This window comes from Bifidobacterium sp. KRGSERBCFTRI (assembly GCF_025908335.1).
In genome coordinates, this window is the sequence record NZ_CP109653.1 from 1,145,516 (window position 1) to 1,165,059 (window position 19,544).

General features: G+C 60.4%; 18 protein-coding genes. 6 read left to right on the top strand and 12 right to left on the bottom strand.

Annotated features, from left to right (window positions below; translation table 11 throughout):
• Positions 1–96: 96 nt before the first annotated feature.
• Positions 97–798: a phosphoserine phosphatase SerB gene (gene serB / locus OGI63_RS04810; protein WP_004218899.1), complete on the bottom strand. Its 702-nt coding sequence runs from the start codon at positions 796–798 to the stop codon at positions 97–99.
• A 109-nt stretch (positions 799–907) separates the two neighbouring features.
• Between serB and OGI63_RS04815 the strand changes: the two genes are divergently transcribed.
• From OGI63_RS04815 to OGI63_RS04840, 6 genes are all read left to right on the top strand, one after another.
• Positions 908–1,531 (top strand): DedA family protein, encoded by a 624-nt coding sequence (locus tag OGI63_RS04815; protein WP_004269070.1) that lies wholly within the window; start codon positions 908–910, stop codon positions 1,529–1,531.
• Positions 1,532–1,656: 125 nt separating this feature from the next.
• Positions 1,657–3,225: a proteasome ATPase gene (gene arc, locus OGI63_RS04820; protein ID WP_004218902.1), complete on the top strand. Its 1,569-nt coding sequence runs from the start codon at positions 1,657–1,659 to the stop codon at positions 3,223–3,225.
• Positions 3,226–3,307: 82 nt separating this feature from the next.
• Entirely contained in the window at positions 3,308–4,912 is a 1,605-nt protein-coding gene (gene dop / locus OGI63_RS04825) for a depupylase/deamidase Dop (RefSeq protein ID WP_004218903.1), read from the top strand.
• A 119-nt stretch (positions 4,913–5,031) separates the two neighbouring features.
• Complete coding sequence (locus OGI63_RS04830) at positions 5,032–5,925, top strand: inositol monophosphatase family protein (RefSeq protein WP_004218904.1); 894 nt, start codon at positions 5,032–5,034, stop codon at positions 5,923–5,925.
• A gap of 88 nt (positions 5,926–6,013) precedes the next feature.
• Positions 6,014–6,229 carry a ubiquitin-like protein Pup gene (locus OGI63_RS04835; RefSeq protein ID WP_004218910.1) on the top strand — a complete coding sequence of 72 codons (216 nt, stop codon included), beginning with the start codon at positions 6,014–6,016 and terminating at the stop codon, positions 6,227–6,229.
• Positions 6,229–7,719, top strand: coding sequence for a proteasome accessory factor PafA2 family protein (locus tag OGI63_RS04840; RefSeq protein ID WP_004218911.1), 1,491 nt, complete (start codon positions 6,229–6,231; stop codon positions 7,717–7,719). Before OGI63_RS04835 ends, OGI63_RS04840 begins: the two co-directional genes overlap by 1 nt.
• Positions 7,720–7,796: 77 nt before the next feature.
• On the opposite strand, the gene OGI63_RS04845 is transcribed toward OGI63_RS04840, so the two are convergent.
• From OGI63_RS04845 to OGI63_RS04895, 11 genes are all read right to left on the bottom strand, one after another.
• Positions 7,797–8,078, bottom strand: a complete 282-nt coding sequence (locus tag OGI63_RS04845; RefSeq protein ID WP_004218914.1) for an HU family DNA-binding protein — start codon at positions 8,076–8,078, stop codon at positions 7,797–7,799.
• A gap of 166 nt (positions 8,079–8,244) precedes the next feature.
• Positions 8,245–10,749 carry a lysylphosphatidylglycerol synthase transmembrane domain-containing protein gene (locus tag OGI63_RS04850; RefSeq protein WP_004218915.1) on the bottom strand — a complete coding sequence of 835 codons (2,505 nt, stop codon included), beginning with the start codon at positions 10,747–10,749 and terminating at the stop codon, positions 8,245–8,247.
• A gap of 98 nt (positions 10,750–10,847) precedes the next feature.
• Positions 10,848–12,293: an adenylosuccinate lyase gene (purB, locus tag OGI63_RS04855; protein ID WP_004218916.1), complete on the bottom strand. Its 1,446-nt coding sequence runs from the start codon at positions 12,291–12,293 to the stop codon at positions 10,848–10,850.
• A gap of 50 nt (positions 12,294–12,343) precedes the next feature.
• Positions 12,344–13,894, bottom strand: a complete 1,551-nt coding sequence (locus tag OGI63_RS04860) for an alpha/beta fold hydrolase (RefSeq protein WP_004218917.1) — start codon at positions 13,892–13,894, stop codon at positions 12,344–12,346.
• 8 nt (positions 13,895–13,902) lie between these two features.
• A complete protein-coding gene (locus OGI63_RS04865) occupies positions 13,903–14,181 on the bottom strand; it encodes a hypothetical protein (RefSeq protein WP_004218918.1) in 279 nt (92 codons plus the stop codon).
• Between the two features lie 130 nt (positions 14,182–14,311).
• Entirely contained in the window at positions 14,312–14,911 is a 600-nt protein-coding gene (locus OGI63_RS04870) for a DUF6466 family protein (RefSeq protein ID WP_004218919.1), read from the bottom strand.
• A complete protein-coding gene (locus OGI63_RS04875; RefSeq protein WP_004218926.1) occupies positions 14,908–15,912 on the bottom strand; it encodes a vWA domain-containing protein in 1,005 nt (334 codons plus the stop codon). Before OGI63_RS04875 ends, OGI63_RS04870 begins: the two co-directional genes overlap by 4 nt.
• Positions 15,909–16,970: a VWA domain-containing protein gene (locus OGI63_RS04880; RefSeq protein WP_004218927.1), complete on the bottom strand. Its 1,062-nt coding sequence runs from the start codon at positions 16,968–16,970 to the stop codon at positions 15,909–15,911. Before OGI63_RS04880 ends, OGI63_RS04875 begins: the two co-directional genes overlap by 4 nt.
• Positions 16,967–17,479, bottom strand: coding sequence for a hypothetical protein (locus OGI63_RS04885; RefSeq protein WP_004218928.1), 513 nt, complete (start codon positions 17,477–17,479; stop codon positions 16,967–16,969). The genes OGI63_RS04880 and OGI63_RS04885 overlap by 4 nt, the downstream gene beginning before the upstream one ends.
• A complete protein-coding gene (locus OGI63_RS04890; protein WP_004218929.1) occupies positions 17,480–18,445 on the bottom strand; it encodes a DUF58 domain-containing protein in 966 nt (321 codons plus the stop codon).
• Positions 18,442–19,506 carry an AAA family ATPase gene (locus OGI63_RS04895; protein WP_012619956.1) on the bottom strand — a complete coding sequence of 355 codons (1,065 nt, stop codon included), beginning with the start codon at positions 19,504–19,506 and terminating at the stop codon, positions 18,442–18,444. The genes OGI63_RS04890 and OGI63_RS04895 overlap by 4 nt, the downstream gene beginning before the upstream one ends.
• Between the last annotated feature and the right edge of the window lie 38 nt (positions 19,507–19,544).

Consider the following 19,544-nt stretch of genomic DNA (forward strand, 5'->3'; position numbering starts at 1 on the left):
GTCTCACCAGAATGCCCGGAGCCGGCTTTCATCGAGGTGCCGACTCCGGGCATTCTAGTGAATTGCTGCGGTTGCCCGGCAGCGGACATTGTTCTGCTACTGCAGGAAATCAAGCACCTTGCGAAGATCGCGCTCGTCGATCGTGTGGGGGGCCGCCGTGCGCACAGTGGGTTTGGCGCAGAATGCGATGCCCAGTCCGGCAGCGCCGATCATGGGCAGATCGTTCGCGCCATCGCCCACGGCAACCGTCTGGATGCGCGCGATGTCGTTCTCTTGAGCCCATGACCGTAGCCGGGAGAGTTTGACCTCCTTGGTCACGACATCACCGACCACTTCGCCGGTGAGCATGCCGCGGCGGGCATCCACGCCCAGTCGGTTCGCAATGTGGTAATCGAGATGCGCGTCTGCTGCGAGCCTGTCGACGATTTCGTGGAAGCCACCTGAGACGACCCCCACCTTCCAGCCATGCGCATGGAGCGTGTCGATGAGTTCATGTGCGCCATTGGTGAAATGCAACCGTTCGTACACGCGATCGAAGATCTGTGCTGGCATCCCTCTCAGCAGCGCCACCCGTTCGTCCAATGCCTGCCGGAAATCAAGCTCGCCGTTCATCGCCCGCGCGGTGATGGCCGCGATCTCGTCGCCCACACCCACCTCCTCGCCGAGTTCGTCGATCACCTCTTCATCGATGAGCGTGGAATCGACATCCATCACAAGCAGGCCCGGCATGCCGAGAGCGGGTAATGGGTCAGCGAGTGTGTCGGTGTTGTCAAGATGTTGCGAAAGTGGTGCGCTCATGCCTTTGATTGTCGAAAAACGTTGGGACAATCAAAGCATGCACTTTACTGTTACCCTGGCTGAGGCCCAACTGCAATGCGCCACGAGTTCCGATGGCCTGATCGGCGCCATGACGGCGTGGCTCGTCTCTCTCATGGAACATGTGGGCGGTGTGGGCGTGGCATTGGCCATCGCCCTCGAGTCAATCTTCCCTCCCATTCCCAGCGAGATCATTCTGCCCCTCGCCGGTTTCACCGCTGCCCGTGGCAGCATGAGCCTGTTCGGTGCGATCCTATGGGCGACAATGGGATCGCTGCTCGGCGCCTGGGCGCTGTACGGCATTGCGCGCTGGTTCGGTCTCCACCGCATTCACAAGGCAGTCGACAGGATCCCCGGCGTGAGCCGCAAGGATGTGAACAAGGCAAACGAATGGTTCAACAAGTACGGCACCTGGTCGGTGCTCATCGGACGCGTGATTCCCGTTGTTCGCTCGCTCATCTCGATTCCGGCCGGATTCAACCAGATGAACTTCGCGAAGTTCTCCGGCTGGACCTTCCTCGGCTCGGCAATCTGGAACACGGTGCTCGTCACCGCCGGTTACATGCTCGGCGACCAGTGGTGCTCCATTCTCGGCGTGCTCAATGTGTTCGAAGATGTGATCATCGTGGTGTTTGCGCTGATGCTGGTGTTCTTTGCGTGGCGGTGGGTTCGCAATCTGATACGCGAACGTCGCTCGACGCAATCCCATGAGTAGACTGTCGATGCGCGTTAGGCGCTGAAGTCAGTTCGGGTTCGTGCTCTCCTGCACGGACCCGTTTTCCTTTGCGGGGCCGTGCATTACAATGGCATACGGAACATTCGGATTGAACGAAGGTGGGTATGGGGCAGGAGAAGCACACGGACGCGGCTTCGCAGTCCAGGGATCCCGAGGCTGTGGCGGCGCATGAGAACGACCAGCTGCGGCAGCGCAACCACGCGCTCGCCAAAGCGCTCACCCGTGCCACCGAGGAGCTTCGCAAGGCGAAGGCGCAGCTCGAGCAGTTCATGGCACCGCCATTGACAATGGCGACCATGGTCCGCGTGCATCGCTGTTCCACCGATGAGCATGGTGTGCGGCATGCAAGCGCGGAGATTCTCAATGGCAACAGACGCCAGATCGTCCCGCTGTCGCCGACTGTCAATCCCGCACAGTTGGGGAGCGGCCAAGGCGTGTTGCTCGATGCCAACATGGTGATTGTCGATTCCTGCGAGACACCTACTACCGGTCCGATGCGTGCGGTCTCGGAAAGCCTTGCCGACGGTAGGCTCATCGTCTCCGATGTCGGAGGCAATCGCGGTGTGGTCATGCGTGCGAGCGCGGTGGCACGAACTCCGATCAACGTCGACGATCGTGTGGTGATCGATCCCTCCGGTACCTATGTTTTGTCTGTACTGCCGCAGGAACAGGCGCAGGATCTGCTTCTCGAGGAGACTCCGGATGTCTCCTTCACCGACATCGGAGGTCTGGATGAGCAGATCGCACGGATTCGCGATGCCGTGCAGTTGCCGTTCCAGCATCGTGACCTCTTCGACCGGTTCGACCTGAAGGCACCGAAGGGCGTGTTACTGTATGGGCCTCCGGGCAATGGCAAGACGCTCATAGCCAAGGCCATCGCGCATGAGCTGGCCGCGGGCAGTGGTAACGACGGCGTGTTCCTGTCGGTGAAGGGACCGGAGCTGCTCAACAAGTTCGTAGGCGAGTCTGAGCGCCTCATCCGCAGAATCTTCGAGCGGGCGAAGGAGCTGTCGGGTGCCGGACGCCCCGTCATCGTGTTCATCGACGAGATGGATTCGCTGCTGCGCACCCGAGGCACGGGCGTCTCCAGCGATGTGGAGACGACAATCGTGCCGCAGTTCCTCACCGAGCTCGACGGCGTGGAGAGCCTTGACGACGTGATGGTGATCGGCGCCTCGAACCGCATCGACATGATCGATCCCGCGGTGTTGCGTCCGGGCCGTCTGGACGTCAAGATTCATGTCACACGGCCGGACGAGACGGCCGCCATGGCCATCACCCGTCATTACCTCACCGATGCGCTGCCCCTTGAACCCGGCAGGGACGCGGATGCGCTGGCGGCCTCGCTGGTGCGTGATCTTTTCCGCAGGGATGAATCCCGATTGCTTGCCACGCTCGATGAACAGGGCCGTCGGCGTGGAATCTACATGGCCGACATCGTCAGCGGTGCGATGCTGCGCAACATCGTCGACCGGGCGAAGACCAAGGCGGTGAAGGCCGAAATCCTCCATGGGTCGGTGAGCAGGGACGATGAGCCGCAAGGCATCACCGAGGCGCGGATCCATGAGGCCATTGACGACGAATACGAACAGAACCGCTCCACGATCAACGAGACAGATCCAGGGCAATGGCTCAGAATCAACGCGCTGACGTTGGCGGCTGACGGCGTCTGATCCCGGCAGCGGGTCTCGGTGGAATGGAATGTGTTCGAAATGTGCCGTTGGCATGGAACATGTCGTGAGAGGAGCGGAGTGAATGAGCGTGCGCAGAGTGATGGGGACGGAGACCGAGTATGCCGTGTCGGTACGGCAGGATCCCCATGCCAACCCGGTGCAGTCGTCATTCGATGTGATTGCCCATGCAGGCGATGAGGAGACGAGGCATATTCGTTGGGACTACCGGCAGGAGGATCCGGTGCACGATATGCGGGGTATGACGATGCCCCGCGCCGCTGCACGTCCCGACATGCTTACCGACGAACCGCAACGCAATATCACGAACACCTTCGCAGCCAATGGAGGGCGCATGTACGTGGATCATGCGCATCCCGAATACTCCGCGCCGGAGACGCGCGATCCGTTTGAGGCCGTGGCCTATGATTTCGCCGGCGATCTGCTTATGCGTCAGGCCGCCCAATCCGCGAGCACTGAGCGGCATCAGTTCGAGGTATTCCGCAACAATGCGGATGGCAAGGGCGCTGCGTGGGGGAGCCATGAGAATTATCTGCTGCGTCGCGATGTGGACTTCGATGTAGTGACTGCGCTCATGCTGGTCCATTTCGCCACGCGGCAGATCTACACGGGCTCTGGACGTGTGGGGCTCGGCGAGCGCGGGGAACGGGCAGGCTACCAGTTGAGTCAGCGTGCCGATTACTTCCATATGAAAGTGGGTTTGCAAACCACTTTCGACAGGCCGATCGTGAACACCCGCGACGAGTCGCATGCGCCTGACGAGATGCGCAGACTCCATGTGATCGTGGGCGATGCCAACCGCCTGGAAGTGCCGGACGTGTTGAAGCTCGGCACGACAAGCATGCTGCTTTGGGTGGCCGAGCAGGCATCTGCATTGGATTACGACCTGACGGATGAGTTGCGTTCCCTTTCGCTTCTCGACTCGGTCGCCGCCATGCACACGGTGTCGCACGACCTGACCTTCGACGAACCACTCGCTTTGGCCAATGGAGGTTCGAGCACGGCGTGGCAGCTGCAGGTGTCGCTGCGGGGCCTTGTTTACGAGGTGGCATCGATGGTGTACGGCACCGATTCGCTCGGGGAGCCGGTATGGCCGGATTCGCAGACCCGCTCGGTCATGGCGATGTGGCAGCAGGCGCTGATCGACGTGGCCGAGGTTCGCCATGCCGACGACGACACCCGAATGACGATGACCGCGCAGGCCTCTCGACTGGAATGGCTTCTCAAATGGCAGCTGCTCGAACGCATGCGCCGACGCATCGCCGGTTGCGGCGCATCCTCTGCCTCGGGCTGGGACAATCCACAGGTGCGCGCGCTCGAATTGCGATGGGCTTCGCTCGCTCCCGAGAACGAGGCGGTGTTCGCCAAGGTGCGCTCCCGTGCCGAGCGTGTGGTGACGGATGAGCGTATAGCCGCGGCGGCGACCGATGCCCCGGCGGACACACGCGCATGGTTCCGTGCCGCGATACTGCACAGATTCCCCACTGAATTGCGTGCGATCTCCTGGACCCGAATCACCACCGTTGCCGATGGAGCCGGTGATTCCTGGACGCTCGACATGCGCGATCCCACGCGGTTCACCAAAGATGACACCGAACGGCAGGTGGAGGAGGCGTCCAGCGCGGCGCAGCTCATCAGGAGTCTCGGCGGCATCTGCGAACATTCGTAGGTCGTACATCCGCTGTATCCAGCGCGCTCGCATAGGGCGAGTTTTTCAGAATACTCACAGATTATTTGCTAGTCTTGGAACAGATTTTTCCGAGACATAAGGTCACAGGAGGCATTGGTATGCAGGCCGGATTACGGGAGCTCGCAGTGCAGGTGAGTCGCATCGCCGAGGACGCCGGCAAGCATGCGCTCAAGGACCAGCTCATGCCGAAGGATCTGGTGACGCTGAACACGGTGCAGCGTGACTACTCACGCGGGCTCAAGGTGGACGACCGTCTGTCGCAGTTCATCTACAATCGTCTCACCTACATCGATCCGTTCAAAGGCCGTTGGGAGGATCGCACCGACGAATGGGCGCCCGGTGACCGGTACTGGTGCGTGGGCGGTGTCGATGGCGTGATCAACTATTCGCGCAGCATGGCCGAATGGAGCGTGACCATCTCGCTGTTCGAATTCAATGAGTTCGGATCGGCCCAGCCGATTCTGGGGGTGATTCATGCGCCGGCACTGAACCTCACCTATTTGGCCGCCCGGCAGCAGGGCGCGATCCGCATGCGCAAGACACCAGTGGGGGAGAAGCGCGAGAAGATCATGCCATCCACAGTCAGCCACCTCGATGGCTCAATCGTGAGCTTCGGCATGTCGTATGTGCCGCAGGAGGCACAACATGCCCTCAATGTGGTCGCGAGCCTCGCCGGCAAGCCCGCCGACATCAAACGGATCGGGCCCGTCTCGCTCGATGTGTGCAAGGTGGCCGATGGCACCTACGACGCGTACTTCGAACCGCATCTGCATGAACGTGATGTGCCGGCCATCTCGGCCGCCGCCGTGGTGCTCTGGGAGGCCCAAGGGCAGCTGAGCACATGGGAGGGCGGGCTCATCCACTGGCGTAGCCAGAACGATCTCGTGGCCACCAACGGACAGATCATACAGGAGCTGCAACCCTACCTCATCAACTCTGATTGTGGGGAATCCTACCATCATCACGAACAGAAGCCCGCGGGACAACAGTGATTTCAAATCCTGAGCCACTTTGAACAGCCCATGTGGCACAGGGCACATCCGACATCGATATTGGAATCCACACCAGATTGGGGGAGCAATGCCATCTGCATCCGGACACCATCAGATCCCCGCCGAGACACAGCGGCATGATGACGACCAGACCCAGGAAACGGCCCAGGGTCTTTCCGCAGCGGCCATGCTTGCGCAGGAGCAGGCTGACGATCTCGATGCGATTCTCGATGACATCGAAACCGTTCTCGAGACGAACGCTGAGGAATATGTGAGCAGCTTCGTGCAGAAAGGCGGCGAGTGATGCCACAGCTGCACGACAGTGGCAGCAGGGCGATACAGCCGTCGGACCAGACGCATCAGCATGATTTCGCGCGCATCTTCGGCATCGAGACCGAGTATGGTGTGAGCGTCACCGATATTCCGGAGCCCATGGACGCCAGTCATGTGGCGATGACGATGTTCCAGCCCGTTGTGCGCAGGGCCCGTTCCACCAACACCTACGTGGAGAACGGCTCACGTCTGTACCTCGATGTGGGATCCCACCCGGAGTATGCGACCGCCGAGGCGATATGCCCCTCGGATGCGTTGCTGAGCGATCTGGCAGGCGAGCAGACCATGCGTTCGATGGGGCTTGACGCCCAGCGGAGGCTGCGGGAATCCGACGCGCAGAATCGGCATGCGACCCTGCATCTGTACAAGAACAACGCCGACAGTGCCGGTCATTCATTCGGTTGCCACGAGAACTACCTCGTGCGCCGTTTCGTGAATCTGGACATGATACAGCATGTGTTGCTGCCATTCCTCATCACCCGGCAGATCTACACCGGAGCCGGCAGATTCGACGGAGAACGGCTCCTGTTCACCCAACGTGCGGCATTCGTGGACGAGACCGTCTCCAGCGCCACCACACGGTCGCGCCCGATGATCAACACCCGTGACGAGCCGCACGCCAACCCCGACGACTACCGGCGTCTCCATGTGATCATAGGCGACTCCAATCGCTCCCAGTGGGCCACCCTTATGAAATGCGCCACCACGCATCTCGTTCTGTGCATGATGGAGCATGCAGCGCGCAGCGGCTGCGAGACCGAGCTTGAGGCATTCGCGCTCGCGGATCCGATCGCTGCAAACCACGCCATCAACACCGATGGGGCGCATGCCCGCATCGCGCTGGCAGCGGGGCGTTCGACCACCGCACTGGAACTGCAGCAGATGATGCTGGAGCAGGTCGAGTCCTTCGCCGCACATCACGGTGATGCATTGGAGGCATCGTTGCGGTATGACGCGTTGTGCAATGTCGAATGGATTGTGGGCCAATGGCGATGGGTACTCGACAGATTGGCGGCCAATGACATCGAGACGCTGTCGCACGTGGTCGATTGGGCATCCAAGCAGGTGTTCTTCAATCGTTTGCAGTCTCGGGGCACCGTCACACCGGCCAGATTGCGCCAGCTCGACCTGGACTATCACGACATCGCCAACGGCAGGCTCTACCCGTCGTTATGCGCGCATGGCTTGATGCGCACCTTGGTGGATGCCGATCAGATTCACGATGCCGTGTCCACTCCGCCCCCTCACACGCGTGCCGTGCTGCGTGGACGTTTCGTGGCGGCGGCATCGCACACCGATGCCGTCTACGACTGCGATTGGACGACGCTGAAGCTTGTGCGTCCGGTGCATATGGAGGCGGTGCTGCTCGATCCGTTCCATGACGAGCCGACCAAGCAATATGACAAGCTCATGGGCGAATTGGGTGATGCGCGCGCGGATGGCGATGAAGCGCCCGTCTGAGCATGGGTGCCGAAGCAATCTGACATGAAAAAACCCGGCCGTCACTGGCCGGGTCATTTTCTAGCGTAGGCTGCGAATCACTCGCTCACTGCCTTCTTCAGCAGGGAGCCAGCGGAGATGCGAACACCATAGGTGGCCGGGATCTCAATGGTCTCACCGGTACGGGGATTGCGGCCTGTGCGGGCGGCGCGCTTGACGCGCTCTGCGGAGAGCAGACCGGTGAGCTTGAGGCCTTCGCCGTTCTTCATGGCTTCGATGAAGACATCGCGGAAAGCATTGACGGCAGCCTCAGCCTGAGCCTTGGTGAGACCGGACTTCTGGGAGATCTTTGCAACGAGATCAGACTTATTGTATGCCATAGAAGCGTCCTTCTTTGTCAGGGGTAATCCTCATTGCGGATAACCACATGTTCAAGAAGCATCTTACCTCAAGATTCGGTCAAATCCGCGTGTTTGCAACGATTTCCCTTGATTTTTTCGCATTTGGCTACGTTCTGGGCATCAAAAGCTTACAAAATGAAATAAATCAGATCAGATTGTGCTTATCCAGCCACTTCATAGCCAACGCACCCAGCGGAATACGCAACCAGTAGAACACGACACGATAGAGCAATGTGGCTGATAACGCCAATGCGGCGGGGACCCCGACGGCGCTGAACGCCACCGACAGCGCGGCCTCGACGGCACCGAGGCCACCCGGTGTGGGCACCGCTGAACCAAGTGTATTCGCCAGCAGGAAGATGAACGTCGTCTCGATGGGGTTCATGTTGAATCCGAACGCCATGAGCGCCGCCCAGAAGCCGAAGCCTGTGGAGAGATTCAGAATGAGTGAGCCGGCCACCGAACCGAGCAGCTTACGCGGCTGCGTGAGCGTTTCCAACAACGATCTGGCATATGACTTCACCAGGGGAAGATACTTGTTGGCGATCTTCCTGCGCACCGAGGGGATCGCCATGATCACGCTGATCGCCAGGGCGACGACCGCGATAGCGATAATCAGCGTGTTCGTGGGAATCATGCCGGAAAGGGTGTTACGGCCGGTGAAAATGCCAATGAGCAGCAGCAGGACCACCGTGATCACCCCCTGCACGGCGAGCACGGCGCTCATGATGGCAGTGGCGGTCGTATTGCGGTAGCCGCTCTTGCGCAGGTACTGGAGGTTCACAAAGGCCGGGCCGATGCCGGCAGGCATCGACACCGCAGTGAATCCGGCGGCAATCTGCGAGCAGAGCAAACCGAAAGGCCGGCGGCGGTCCCTGTCCATGAAGGCGCCGAGGGCCATGGCCGAACCCACCCATGCGAGGAAGCCGAACAGCATGACAACGAATGCCCACCAGAGATTCGCCTGCTTCACGGCGCGAATCATCTCGTCCGGCCGCATCTGCGTCAGCATCACGTAGACGGCGATCACCAGCAACACAAGACCGAAGAACGATCGCGCATTGAATCGCGTGAGCGTCACCTGCTCCATCGATTCCGCCACTTCTTCAGGGGCCAGTTTACTGAGTGCGGTGCGCAGATCCTCGACAATCTGCTTGTTCCAGCCTTCCATCTGCCGGGTGGCGGCAGGGACGGCGGCCTTCTGAACAAACGGAATCAACGAGATGAGTGTCGATTCGCCCCAGGCACGGCGCGCGAGCGAGACGGTGCGTTCAATGCCGAGCATCGTGCTGAACAAGGTGAGCAGCTGTACTTTGTCGAGTGTGATGTTCGTGGTGGTGGACGCGTAATCGCCATTCTGCCAGCCGGCAATCACCATGTCGCCAATGGCGGAGCGCGCAATGGTGTCCGCCGTGATCTGGCGGTGAGTGAAGCCACGCTGATGCGCACGCTGCAGATAGTTCATGAGCGAGAGCGCTTCGGTATCGTCGAGCTCCCTGCAATCCACGGCGTGAATGGTCTCGCGGTGCTCGAACACGACTATAGAGGATTCACCGTAGTCGCAGACACCATAGGGCCTTGCACAGGTCAGATCTATGTCACGCAGCCCCAGCAGCATGGAATAGTGGTGGTGCGTGGCGCTCACGGCGGAGCGATCATGGCGCACCGCGACGCCGTTGAGCCGAATGAGCTGCCACAGCTGTGAGAAATAGCCGGTGATCTGCACTTGGTTGTCAAGCACCGACACCACATAGTGCACGCCGCTCTCATCAGTCAGATCGTAGAGTCGGGAATGGTCGGTCAGGTCGTCCGTAAGCATGGGTGCATGGTCGGATGCCTCGGGGCGTCGGTCAAGGACGGCCGGATGCAAGCCGATGGAGCTCAGCGCCTGCACGATCTGATATCCCCATGCTCCCGAGTTCTTCGTGCCCACGCCGAAACGGATGGACAGTCCCACCATGCGACCGATGCAAATGGCCACCAGCACACCAGGCAACGAGCTCCACGAGGTCATGATGAAGATCACGGCGCCGGCGAGGAGTATATTCCAGCTCCACTTCACCGATGACCGGGTGTCACGGGGACCTGCGACCGTGAGGAATGCAGCTATGGCGGCGTAGAAATCGGGCAGCAGGGAAGGCCCTACGCGGGTGCCGCTCGACAGCAATGTGTTGATGAGCATGGCGCTGCTGTGGTAGGAGAGCAGTTCGGAGACACCCCAGCAGACAAGGAAGCCGATGAGCAGCGCGCCGACCGAGCAAGCGGACTGAAGCCATTCCCGGTTGAGCACCAATTGGATGAGCACCCCTACCACGATGGAAATCACAATGAGCTGTTGTAGCAACGACGATGGCAGGTCGACCAGCCAGTCGAATGCCTGACTGGCGGAATGGGCGTCATCTTCGACGCCGGTGGTGAGCCCATGAAGGTAGACGGCGACCAGGATCACCAGAATCCCGAATACGAGAGCCGCACCTGCGTGCAGCAGATCGCTGGTCACGTGGTTGCGCTTCGGTGCCACATCGCTGACCTTCACGTTGGGGAACCTACTTGCCAGTGCATGCTCGGGGGTCTTCTCGATGGACGGTTGTTGCACATCCGTCTGATCGGAGGGCACCCGACCTGAGCCGGACGAATTGGGCGTTGTCATATCAGTCCTTCATATAGAATGCCCATGCCCGGGTGGAAGGCCCAAGCATGAGCATCGCACATCAGCACGTATATTCTACGCGATGGATTGAAAAAGGACTACGGGCGATCGTAACCGACCAGCATCGATGCAAGGCCCACATAGGTGGCCGGCGTCAAAGCCTTGAGACGGGCTGCGGTCTCGTCGTCGAAGTCAAGCGAATCGATGAAGCTCTCGACATCGGCCTGCGAGATGGAGTGGCCGCGCATGAGCTCCTTCACCTTCTCGTAGGGGCGTTCCATGCCGGAGCGGCCGGCCAGCTCCTGGGCGCGCATGGCGGTCTGGATTGGCTCGCCCAGCACCTCCCAGTTCTCATCGAGCTCGCGATCCATCACCTGTGTGTTCGGATGAACCGACTTGAGGCCACCGAGCAGGTTGTTGTGCGCCAGCACCGAATACCCCAATGCTGAGCCGATGTTGCGTTGCGTGGTGGAGTCGGTCAGATCGCGCTGCCAACGGGACTCCACAAGCGTGGCTGCCAACGTGTCGAGCAGCGAGCAGGAGATTTCGAAGTTGGCTTCCGCGTTCTCGAAACGGATCGGGTTCACCTTGTGGGGCATCGTGGACGAACCGGTTGCGCCCTTCACCGGTACCTGGGCGAACACGCCACGGGAGATGTACATCCATGTGTCCACACACAGATTGTGCATGATGCGATTGGTGTGCGAGATCGTGTCGAACAGCTCCGCCTGCCAGTCATGCGATTCGATCTGGGTGGTGAGCGGGTTCCAGGTCAGGCCCATGCGGTTCTCCACGAATTCACGTGAGACGGCGACCCAGTCGACATTCGGCAATGCGGCCAGATGCGCACCGAAAGTGCCGGTGGCGCCATTGATCTTGCCCAGGTATTCCTGCTCACGAACATGCTTGAGCTGGCGCCCAAGCCGGTACACGTAGACGGCGAGCTCCTTGCCGAGTGTGGTCGGTGTGGCCGGCTGCCCGTGCGTGAGGGAGAGCAACGGCATGTCCTTGAACTCCTCGGCACGCTGAGCCAGCAGGTCGACAATGGCATCCGCGCCCGGTAGCCATACGTGTTCGATTGCATTCTTCACGCAGCGGGCGATGGAGAGGTTGTTGATGTCCTCGCTGGTGCAGGCGAAATGCACGAGAGTTTTCAGGTCGGTGAGCTGGGTGGGGGCACCGAGCACCTGCTCCGCGCTATCCAGATAGTCGTCGATGTAGTATTCGACAGCCTTCACATCATGGTGCGTAACGGCTTCATGCGCGGCATGCCTGGCAATGCCCTGTGCCCCGAACTCCTCGGGGATGGAACGCAGGAATGCCTGTTCCTGTTCGGTGAGCGGCTTGACGCCGGTGACAATCGGCTTCCAGTCGTTTCCGGCGAAGCCGTTGGCGAGCAGAATCATCCATTCGACTTCCACGCGCATGCGTTCGCGGTTCAGTGCCGGTTCGCTCAGGTATTCCACCAGAGCGGCGGTCTGGGCATGATAGCGCCCATCCAGAGGGGTGAGGGCGATGGCTGGTGAGATCTCGGAAAGGTTCATGGTTCCACCCTAAACCAAGCCCTTGAGACATGGACGGTGTATGTCCATTTTCACTGCGTGTGCGTGTCATCCATCTCGATGTCGTGTTTGCCGTGTTCCATGCGGCCGCTCCAGTAGGTGGTCTCCATATAGTCGCCGTGAATGGTCGCCATGAAATGGCTGTCATGGTTCGCAAGCGCCTCGGACCCCAGCGACAGCGCATTCTCATAGGCGGCGGTATGGTAGGCGAGGTCGTGCGTGAGTTCGTATTTCCCCTGATGGGATTGATCGACGGCGGTCATGGCAGCGGTGCCGTCATCCACGGCGCCATTCGCATCGGCAGGTGACCCGTCCGCCACATTGCGCACCTCACCTCGAATGGTGAGCCACTGCTCGCTCCGAGGATTCACCTCGCCGTCCAGCGCGGCAACCAGTTCGTCTTCCATCTCAATGCTGGTCACCCATGTCCCCTTGCCCATCGGATGGTTGGCGATGGGGGAGCCGGCGGTCACGATATGTTCGATGCGATACTCATCGGCATAATCGCTGGCCAGCGTTGCCGCGATGATGCCGCCCTGCGAATGGCCGATCAACGCCACGCGCTCATCGCGGCCGATACCCGCCTGCCGCATGGCTTCGACGACCATACGTGCGCTGTCTGCGTTACGTCGTTGCATGGCATTGGCGCTCATGAGCTCCACATTCTGCTCCCATCCCAAGGGGGAGTCGAAGTTGCCGTCGGTTCCCGGAATGGTCACCAGCCAGGAACGCCGGCCATCGGCATCCACATACCGTGAGATGGCGATGGTTGCATATTCACCATGCGTGCTGTCCGCGTTCGCTGCCGAGAGCCTTCGCAGATTCGCCAGTGCACCGCCCATGTCCGACACAGGGGCGACGGATGGTTCATGGGGATCCACGGATTCGACGGTCAGCGCATCACCTTGAATCAGATTCGTTGCTCGCGATGAGATTCCCCCGATGGCATATGCTCCTGACGGCACCGGTGATTGACCGTCATGCAGGCCTATGGCTGCGCTGGCCGCACGCATCAGCCCCTCCTGCTGCCACGAGATGGCATTCAAGGCATGGGCTGCTGAGAAATTGCCCTCAGTGACCACACCGTATAGCCATCCGCCCAGAGCCTGTGCAATGGTGAATTTCGCCATTGTCGCAGGTGCCACCCGTGCGGCCCATTGCAGTGCCCTATTAGTGGCCATGCGGCTTTTGGCCTCGGCCTCGGAATACAGGCCGTATGCACGCGCCAATACATCGGCGATTCTCTCGCATTGGACGGCCAGCGCATGCAGCTGTGATCTGGCGGATTCAGCGTGGTCCGTCAGGCGAAGGTACTCGACATGAACATGAAGGGAACGACCGAATCCACTCGATTCACAGACGGGAGCTCGCAATGCCGCCATGCCGTTCTGTTCCGGACACCATTGAAGAGTTGAGGTGCGCAGCACGGCAACACGCATTCTGGCGTTCGACAAGGCGATGGCCTGTGCCTTCAAATCGGCGGCGCAGGCCCCCAACCGTGAGCATATGCCGTGAACGAGGTCGAGCGTGGCAGTGGCATACTGAGCGCCACCATGAATGGATGATCTCACCATCTTCGTCATGGCAGCCCCTACATTGTCGAGAGCAATCCGTCGAGCATCTGCAGCGTTTGCATACATGCGGATGCTCGTGGTTCCATGGCCTGCAGCCGTTCATGGAACAATTCGGCGGCACGGCCGCTCCATGTTCCTGTATCGGACCGGCACGCGGCCATCAGGCCATCAAGCGCATGGAACGAACCGCGCACCAATGGCACGAGCAATGCGATGCATTCCTGTGCATTGCCCGCGCATACGCACTGCGTCGTGGTGCCCGACGTGGCGTTGAACGCTGAATTGGAGCCGATCATGATTCCATTGCACACCGCAGTCGACCATGAATCCAGCTGAATCGGCGATTGTGGTCAGTGAACGGCGTGAATGCATTGACTCCGGAAACTATCCACAGTGCAACACTGCATAGCCATTCACCGTCGTGGCTTACCACGGTTTCACATTCGACGGGCGAGAGGGGCTGTCGTTTTCCCTCTCGCCTTGGCCGCCATTCGATTCGTTCGTGGAATCCTCGGATTTGCCCAGCTCCTCGTTGCTGCGTAGCAACTCCTCCACTTGCTTGCGCTGTTCCTCGGTGAGCGAGTCGAGTGATTTGGGCTGCTCGCCGTGCTGCCCCGACTGCTGGCTGTCGTTCTTCGCGGCATCGGCGTCGACCTGTTGTTGCACCAAGTCGGTCAGCTGTTTCGAAACCTGCGCGTTATAAGTGGTGCTCTCGCTGATCTGCGGCAGCAGCACCGCCGATTTTCCGGTGATACTGGCGAATCGTGCGTCCAGCTCCTGCTGTGAGGTCAGCAGTTGCTTGAGATCGGCGTCGTTGCGGGACGCGGTCTCGAGATTCTCGGTGAGCGTTTGAGTCGCGGCATCATACTGACGTTGTGCGTCGATGTTCACGCCGGCCAATACGGCGAATGCAATGGCCAGGACGGCGAATGCCGCAAGCATGATGCGCACGCCGAGAGGCGCGCGTTTCGTGAAAGACCTGCTCGCCGTGGCGCGATCCAGGCGCCCGGATATGTTCCCGCTCATAGAAGCCTCCTCGAAGTGGCGATCCATGTGCCCAGCTCCCATGCCAGCAACGCAGCCAATGCAATGGCCAGTGGCCAGACAATCGGATTGATGCGCGTACGCTCCTTCTGCGTGTCGTCTTCACGCCAGCTCCCGGCCTGTTGCGCGATCTGTGCGCTCGCCACCGTGTCGTTCGCCGAGGTGATCACCACTTTGCCACTGAGCTCGTCGGCCAGCGACCGAATCTGTCCTTCATCCATGATCGATACGCCGGGCTGGCCCGTAGAGGGATCGGTGACCCATTGACCTGCGGTCTTCGAAGGTATCCGGCCACCGGTGGTGGAGCCGACGCCGATCACGCAGGCATCGTCAATATAGTGGCGCAGCGACGAAAATGTGCGGCGTGTGTTCCGCACAGTCTGTTCCCCATCCGTGATGATGTACAACACAATGCGATCGTCCGGGTGGGCGTCGCGAATCGATTTGAGTGCACGCAGCAACGGATCGATCACCACATCAAGCGATGAACCGCTGGAACTCGAGGAATCCTCGGTATCAAGGGACTGCGCCCAATTCGTGATGGCACGGGTGTCGGGCGTCAGCGGCACATCCACCGCTCCCGATGCTCCAACGGATACTGCGGAGAAACTCGAATTCGGGTAATCCCTGACGATGTCTGCAATGGCGGACTTCGCCGCTTCGAGGCGGGAAAGGTCGGACTTGGAGCCATAGCGGGCATCCTGCACACCCATCGACGGCGTGATGTCCGAGACAATGACCACATCAGTGGTACTGATGGCACGGCTGGTGGTCTTGGTCACCATGCTTGGTGTGAAGGCCATGAGCGCCACGATGACGCATGCCAGCACACGCCTTACGCACGACCAGAGTGTCTCATCGGTACCATCGGCGCCGCGACGTGCATGCAGCACGACACACGTCACCGCGCATGCCACCATCACCGCAGCCACAAGGGAGCCGCCAATCCAGCCGAGGGCCGGTGCAAAGCCGAACGTACTCATCGCTTCAACCTCCACGCCATAACCAACCAGCCCGCAAGCAGAATCGCCACAGCGAGAGTCCACCATCCCGGGACGTCCGTCAGGGCAGTCTGTGATTGGGCCTGTGCCTCATGTGAACGACGACCGTCTATCTCACGCACCAATTCATCGATCGACGCGCTGTTCGACTGGGTGAGGAACAGACCGCCATGCCGCTCGATGAGTTGGCGCATCTCGTTGGTCGTGGCGTCACCCTCACTGGATTGCGGTCCCGAATACAGACCGTCCACATTGATGCCGGCTTGGGAGGTGAGATCAAGCGCCTGAGCCAACGAATAGGTGGGGGAGCCCGAGACCACATTGTCGGTGGCCAGCACAATCGACGCCTCCCGCGACCGAGATTGCGCAGTGTCGGCCTTCGAATAGGCGAATCCGGGAAGCATTGCGGCACAGCCCACCAATCCATCTCCGATGAGTGAAGTGGCGTTCTTGCGGTTCTGTGTGCCCTCAAGCCAGTCGGCAATCTGCTGGTATTGTTCGTCGCTCATCTTATCGATATCGTCCTGGGTCTGCACGCCTTTGAGCATGTCGTTCGCCTGCGTGAGTTGCTCGGTCACCATCGCGTAGTCATCGGTGAGCGGGAACACCGTACGCGACGATGAGTTGAAGATGCTCAGGCCTATGCGCTCACCCTTGAAATGCTGCAGCAGATTCAAATACGTGGAAAGTACCTGATGATCGTAGGGAAGCGTGGATCCTGAGACGTCGAGACACAGGATGATGTCGCGGTTCGATGATTGCTCGTCCTGTGCATCCACATGCGCAGGCCTGCCTACGAGAATGCAGGAGAGGACAAGCGCACAAGCGAGCAATGCCACGGCGATGCGGTTCAGACGGCGCCAGACGCGCATCAGCGCACCGGCATGCTCGGTCTCAAGATCATCCTGTACACCGTAGATTCTCGCTTCATCGTGGTAGGCGCGCCGATGTGACGATACCATGACGATCGTCAGGCATACCAGGGCGGCGATCAGCAATGCGGCCACCAATGCCCACGGCCATTGCCAACGAAGCATCATTGCCACCTCTCAATCAGGTCGAGCACCCAGTCGGCCGCCTGCCTCACGCTGACGCCACGCGCCTGTGGATGCTCGGCTTGCGCGAACTCCGGCGGATACAGCGCGGCGATCGTCTGTCGGAGCAAATCCCAGTTGACGGCGACGCCGGTGCGGCGCAGACGGCGTAGATCAGTCAACGTGTTCGCCTGCATGCGTCGTCCCGACATATTCGATGCGAAATCGCGCGCAATCGCGGCCAGCTGCGCGAAGGCCTCGTCTCGCGTGATGTCCTGAGCGTCATGCCGAGCGACCACCTGGTTCACCCGCGCGGCCCACTCCTTCTTGGGAAGAGTCTCTTCATCTTGCGATCCGGTGGTTTCCGGGCGACGTCGAGTGCCTGACAGTACGCAGCATGCCACAATGAGGATCAACGCCAGCACGATGTCGCAGATCAGTGCAATCCAGAGCGATTGCGTGATGGCGATGGTTCCGCGCGGATGGAGGTTCTGGGTGTCTATTGCCACAATCATTTATGCGTTCGCAGTTCCTTCGGGAATCGTGACGGGCGTGAAGACCGATGCATGGGAAAGGGAGAGAAGCCGCACGAATGCGTGGAACATCCCCTCGCTCGACGAGGCGTGAATCATACGTGATCCACAGCGCAACAGTTCCCGGTCAAGCGCCTGCAACAGGTAGGCCCTATGGGTGTCCAACTCCTGCGCCGCTTTCGTGTTGCGCAGGAACGCGGGAATCCTCCGGTCGGTCGCGCCATCGACAAGGGATGCATGCGGCCTCGAGGGAATGGGATCGCTCGAGAACGGGTTGATCGTGCCCACATTGATCAGCACCAGCGGATGCGTCTGTGTGATCCGCCGGATTGCGCGCATATGCGTGTCGTCGAGGGCATGATCGTCGGTGGCGAGCACAATGAGCGCCTCACGGTCGCGAATATGCGCGGCATAGTCGAGCAGTGCGTCGATATTGCGCGGGAATCGCCAGCCTCGGTCAAGCGCCTTGTCGAGTGTGTGCTCGAACTGGGCCAAACCGCCATGGAACGGCACCCGGGTGATATTCGAGGAGTCACCGAAGACGAGCGACACCTCATCGCTGCGTCGCAGGCTCAGCGCCGCGAACATGCACAAGGCATTCGCTGCGATGCGATACGCCATCTCGTCCGAAGGGCACACCTCGGTCATCTCCACGCCTGCGTCCAGCAACAGGTACACACGGGTGCTGGAGAGACGCTCGCGCTGCGCAATCATTGCCCTGCCATTGCGCGCGCTGATCTTCCAATCGATCTGTCGCGCCTCATCGCCCACCTCATAGGCACGAATGTCCAGCAGATCGTCATTGCCTCCACGTCGTGCGGAAGCATGCTCCCCCTCAAGGATGCCCATGGCACGGCGCACGGTGGGCAGGCTCAGCGACGTGCCGAGCATCTCGATCTTGCGTCGGATCGGATCCGACCGATTGGCATCATGATTGGTGCCGATCATGGAACGGGCACCACCTGAACAATCTGGTCGACAATCTGATCGCTGGTCACGCCATCGGCGAGCGCCTCGAACGTGAGCAGGATGCGGTGACGGAACACTTCGTGCGCGAAGCCCCTCACATCCTCCGGAATCACATAATCCCTGCCGGCCATCAATGCCGAAGCCTGTGCAATGCGCACCAATGCAATCGAGGCGCGTGGCGAGGCACCCAGGCGCACCAGGGAGGACAGGCCTTGGATGGGCTTCGGGCCGCCGCCACGAGAGGTCTCGGAGAGCGCAACCGCATATTGCATGATCGCATCGGAGACATGCACCCGGCGCGCGGTTTCGCGCAGCCAGTCGACATCCTGAATCGAGATGACGTCGCGGGGGAGCTTCGTCGGGTCGATGGCGTCCGATCCACGGTTGATCAGCAGCCCCAGCATGCGCTGTTCCTCGTCAGCGCTGGGGTAGGTCATGATCGCCTTCATCATGAAGCGATCCATCTGCGCCTCAGGCAGATTGAATGTGCCCTCCTCTTCGATGGGGTTCTGAGTGGCGATCACCATGAACGGCTTGGGAAGTTCGATTCGTTGGCCTCCGATGGTGGTGGCGCCTTCGGCCATGGCCTCCAGCATGGCGGACTGGGTTTTCGCATTGGCTCGGTTGATTTCGTCGAGCAACACGAAATTGGCGTGGATCGGTCCGATTTGCGTGGTGAAGCGTTGGGTGGAGAAATCGAACACCTGGGTTCCCACAAGGTCCGAAGGCATGAGGTCCGGCGTGCATTGCACGCGTTTGAACGAACCGGAGACGGAGGTGGCCAGCGTCTGTGCGGCTGTCGTCTTCGCCAGGCCGGGCACCGATTCTATGAGAATATGGCCGCCGGCCACCAAGGTGGTGATCAGGGATTCTCGCAGATTGGTCTGGCCGACAAGCGTTTGCGCGAATCGCGAGCGGATGCTGTCGACCAACCGACCGGCCCGTTCCGCATCGTTTCTTGAGATCGGGACGGTTGGGGACTGGAGGGTGGATGGGACTGGCGGAGGCGCGGTCGGTTGGGAGGGGGAAAAGAAAGACATGTGCCACCTACTATGTTTGAGCGTTTCGTATGCTGTTC

What these genes read in the sequence shown, in the direction of transcription:
- serB (WP_004218899.1), bottom strand. Translation starts at nt 798, where the DNA reads ATGAGCGCACCACTTTCGCAACATCTTGACAACACCGACACACTCGCT.
- OGI63_RS04815 (WP_004269070.1), top strand. Translation starts at nt 908, where the DNA reads ATGACGGCGTGGCTCGTCTCTCTCATGGAACATGTGGGCGGTGTGGGC.
- arc (WP_004218902.1), top strand. Translation starts at nt 1,657, where the DNA reads ATGGGGCAGGAGAAGCACACGGACGCGGCTTCGCAGTCCAGGGATCCC.
- dop (WP_004218903.1), top strand. Translation starts at nt 3,308, where the DNA reads ATGAGCGTGCGCAGAGTGATGGGGACGGAGACCGAGTATGCCGTGTCG.
- OGI63_RS04830 (WP_004218904.1), top strand. Translation starts at nt 5,032, where the DNA reads ATGCAGGCCGGATTACGGGAGCTCGCAGTGCAGGTGAGTCGCATCGCC.
- OGI63_RS04835 (WP_004218910.1), top strand. Translation starts at nt 6,014, where the DNA reads ATGCCATCTGCATCCGGACACCATCAGATCCCCGCCGAGACACAGCGG.
- OGI63_RS04840 (WP_004218911.1), top strand. Translation starts at nt 6,229, where the DNA reads ATGCCACAGCTGCACGACAGTGGCAGCAGGGCGATACAGCCGTCGGAC.
- OGI63_RS04845 (WP_004218914.1), bottom strand. Translation starts at nt 8,078, where the DNA reads ATGGCATACAATAAGTCTGATCTCGTTGCAAAGATCTCCCAGAAGTCC.
- OGI63_RS04850 (WP_004218915.1), bottom strand. Translation starts at nt 10,749, where the DNA reads ATGACAACGCCCAATTCGTCCGGCTCAGGTCGGGTGCCCTCCGATCAG.
- purB (WP_004218916.1), bottom strand. Translation starts at nt 12,293, where the DNA reads ATGAACCTTTCCGAGATCTCACCAGCCATCGCCCTCACCCCTCTGGAT.
- OGI63_RS04860 (WP_004218917.1), bottom strand. Translation starts at nt 13,894, where the DNA reads ATGACGAAGATGGTGAGATCATCCATTCATGGTGGCGCTCAGTATGCC.
- OGI63_RS04865 (WP_004218918.1), bottom strand. Translation starts at nt 14,181, where the DNA reads ATGATCGGCTCCAATTCAGCGTTCAACGCCACGTCGGGCACCACGACG.
- OGI63_RS04870 (WP_004218919.1), bottom strand. Translation starts at nt 14,911, where the DNA reads ATGAGCGGGAACATATCCGGGCGCCTGGATCGCGCCACGGCGAGCAGG.
- OGI63_RS04875 (WP_004218926.1), bottom strand. Translation starts at nt 15,912, where the DNA reads ATGAGTACGTTCGGCTTTGCACCGGCCCTCGGCTGGATTGGCGGCTCC.
- OGI63_RS04880 (WP_004218927.1), bottom strand. Translation starts at nt 16,970, where the DNA reads ATGATGCTTCGTTGGCAATGGCCGTGGGCATTGGTGGCCGCATTGCTG.
- OGI63_RS04885 (WP_004218928.1), bottom strand. Translation starts at nt 17,479, where the DNA reads ATGATTGTGGCAATAGACACCCAGAACCTCCATCCGCGCGGAACCATC.
- OGI63_RS04890 (WP_004218929.1), bottom strand. Translation starts at nt 18,445, where the DNA reads ATGATCGGCACCAATCATGATGCCAATCGGTCGGATCCGATCCGACGC.
- OGI63_RS04895 (WP_012619956.1), bottom strand. Translation starts at nt 19,506, where the DNA reads ATGTCTTTCTTTTCCCCCTCCCAACCGACCGCGCCTCCGCCAGTCCCA.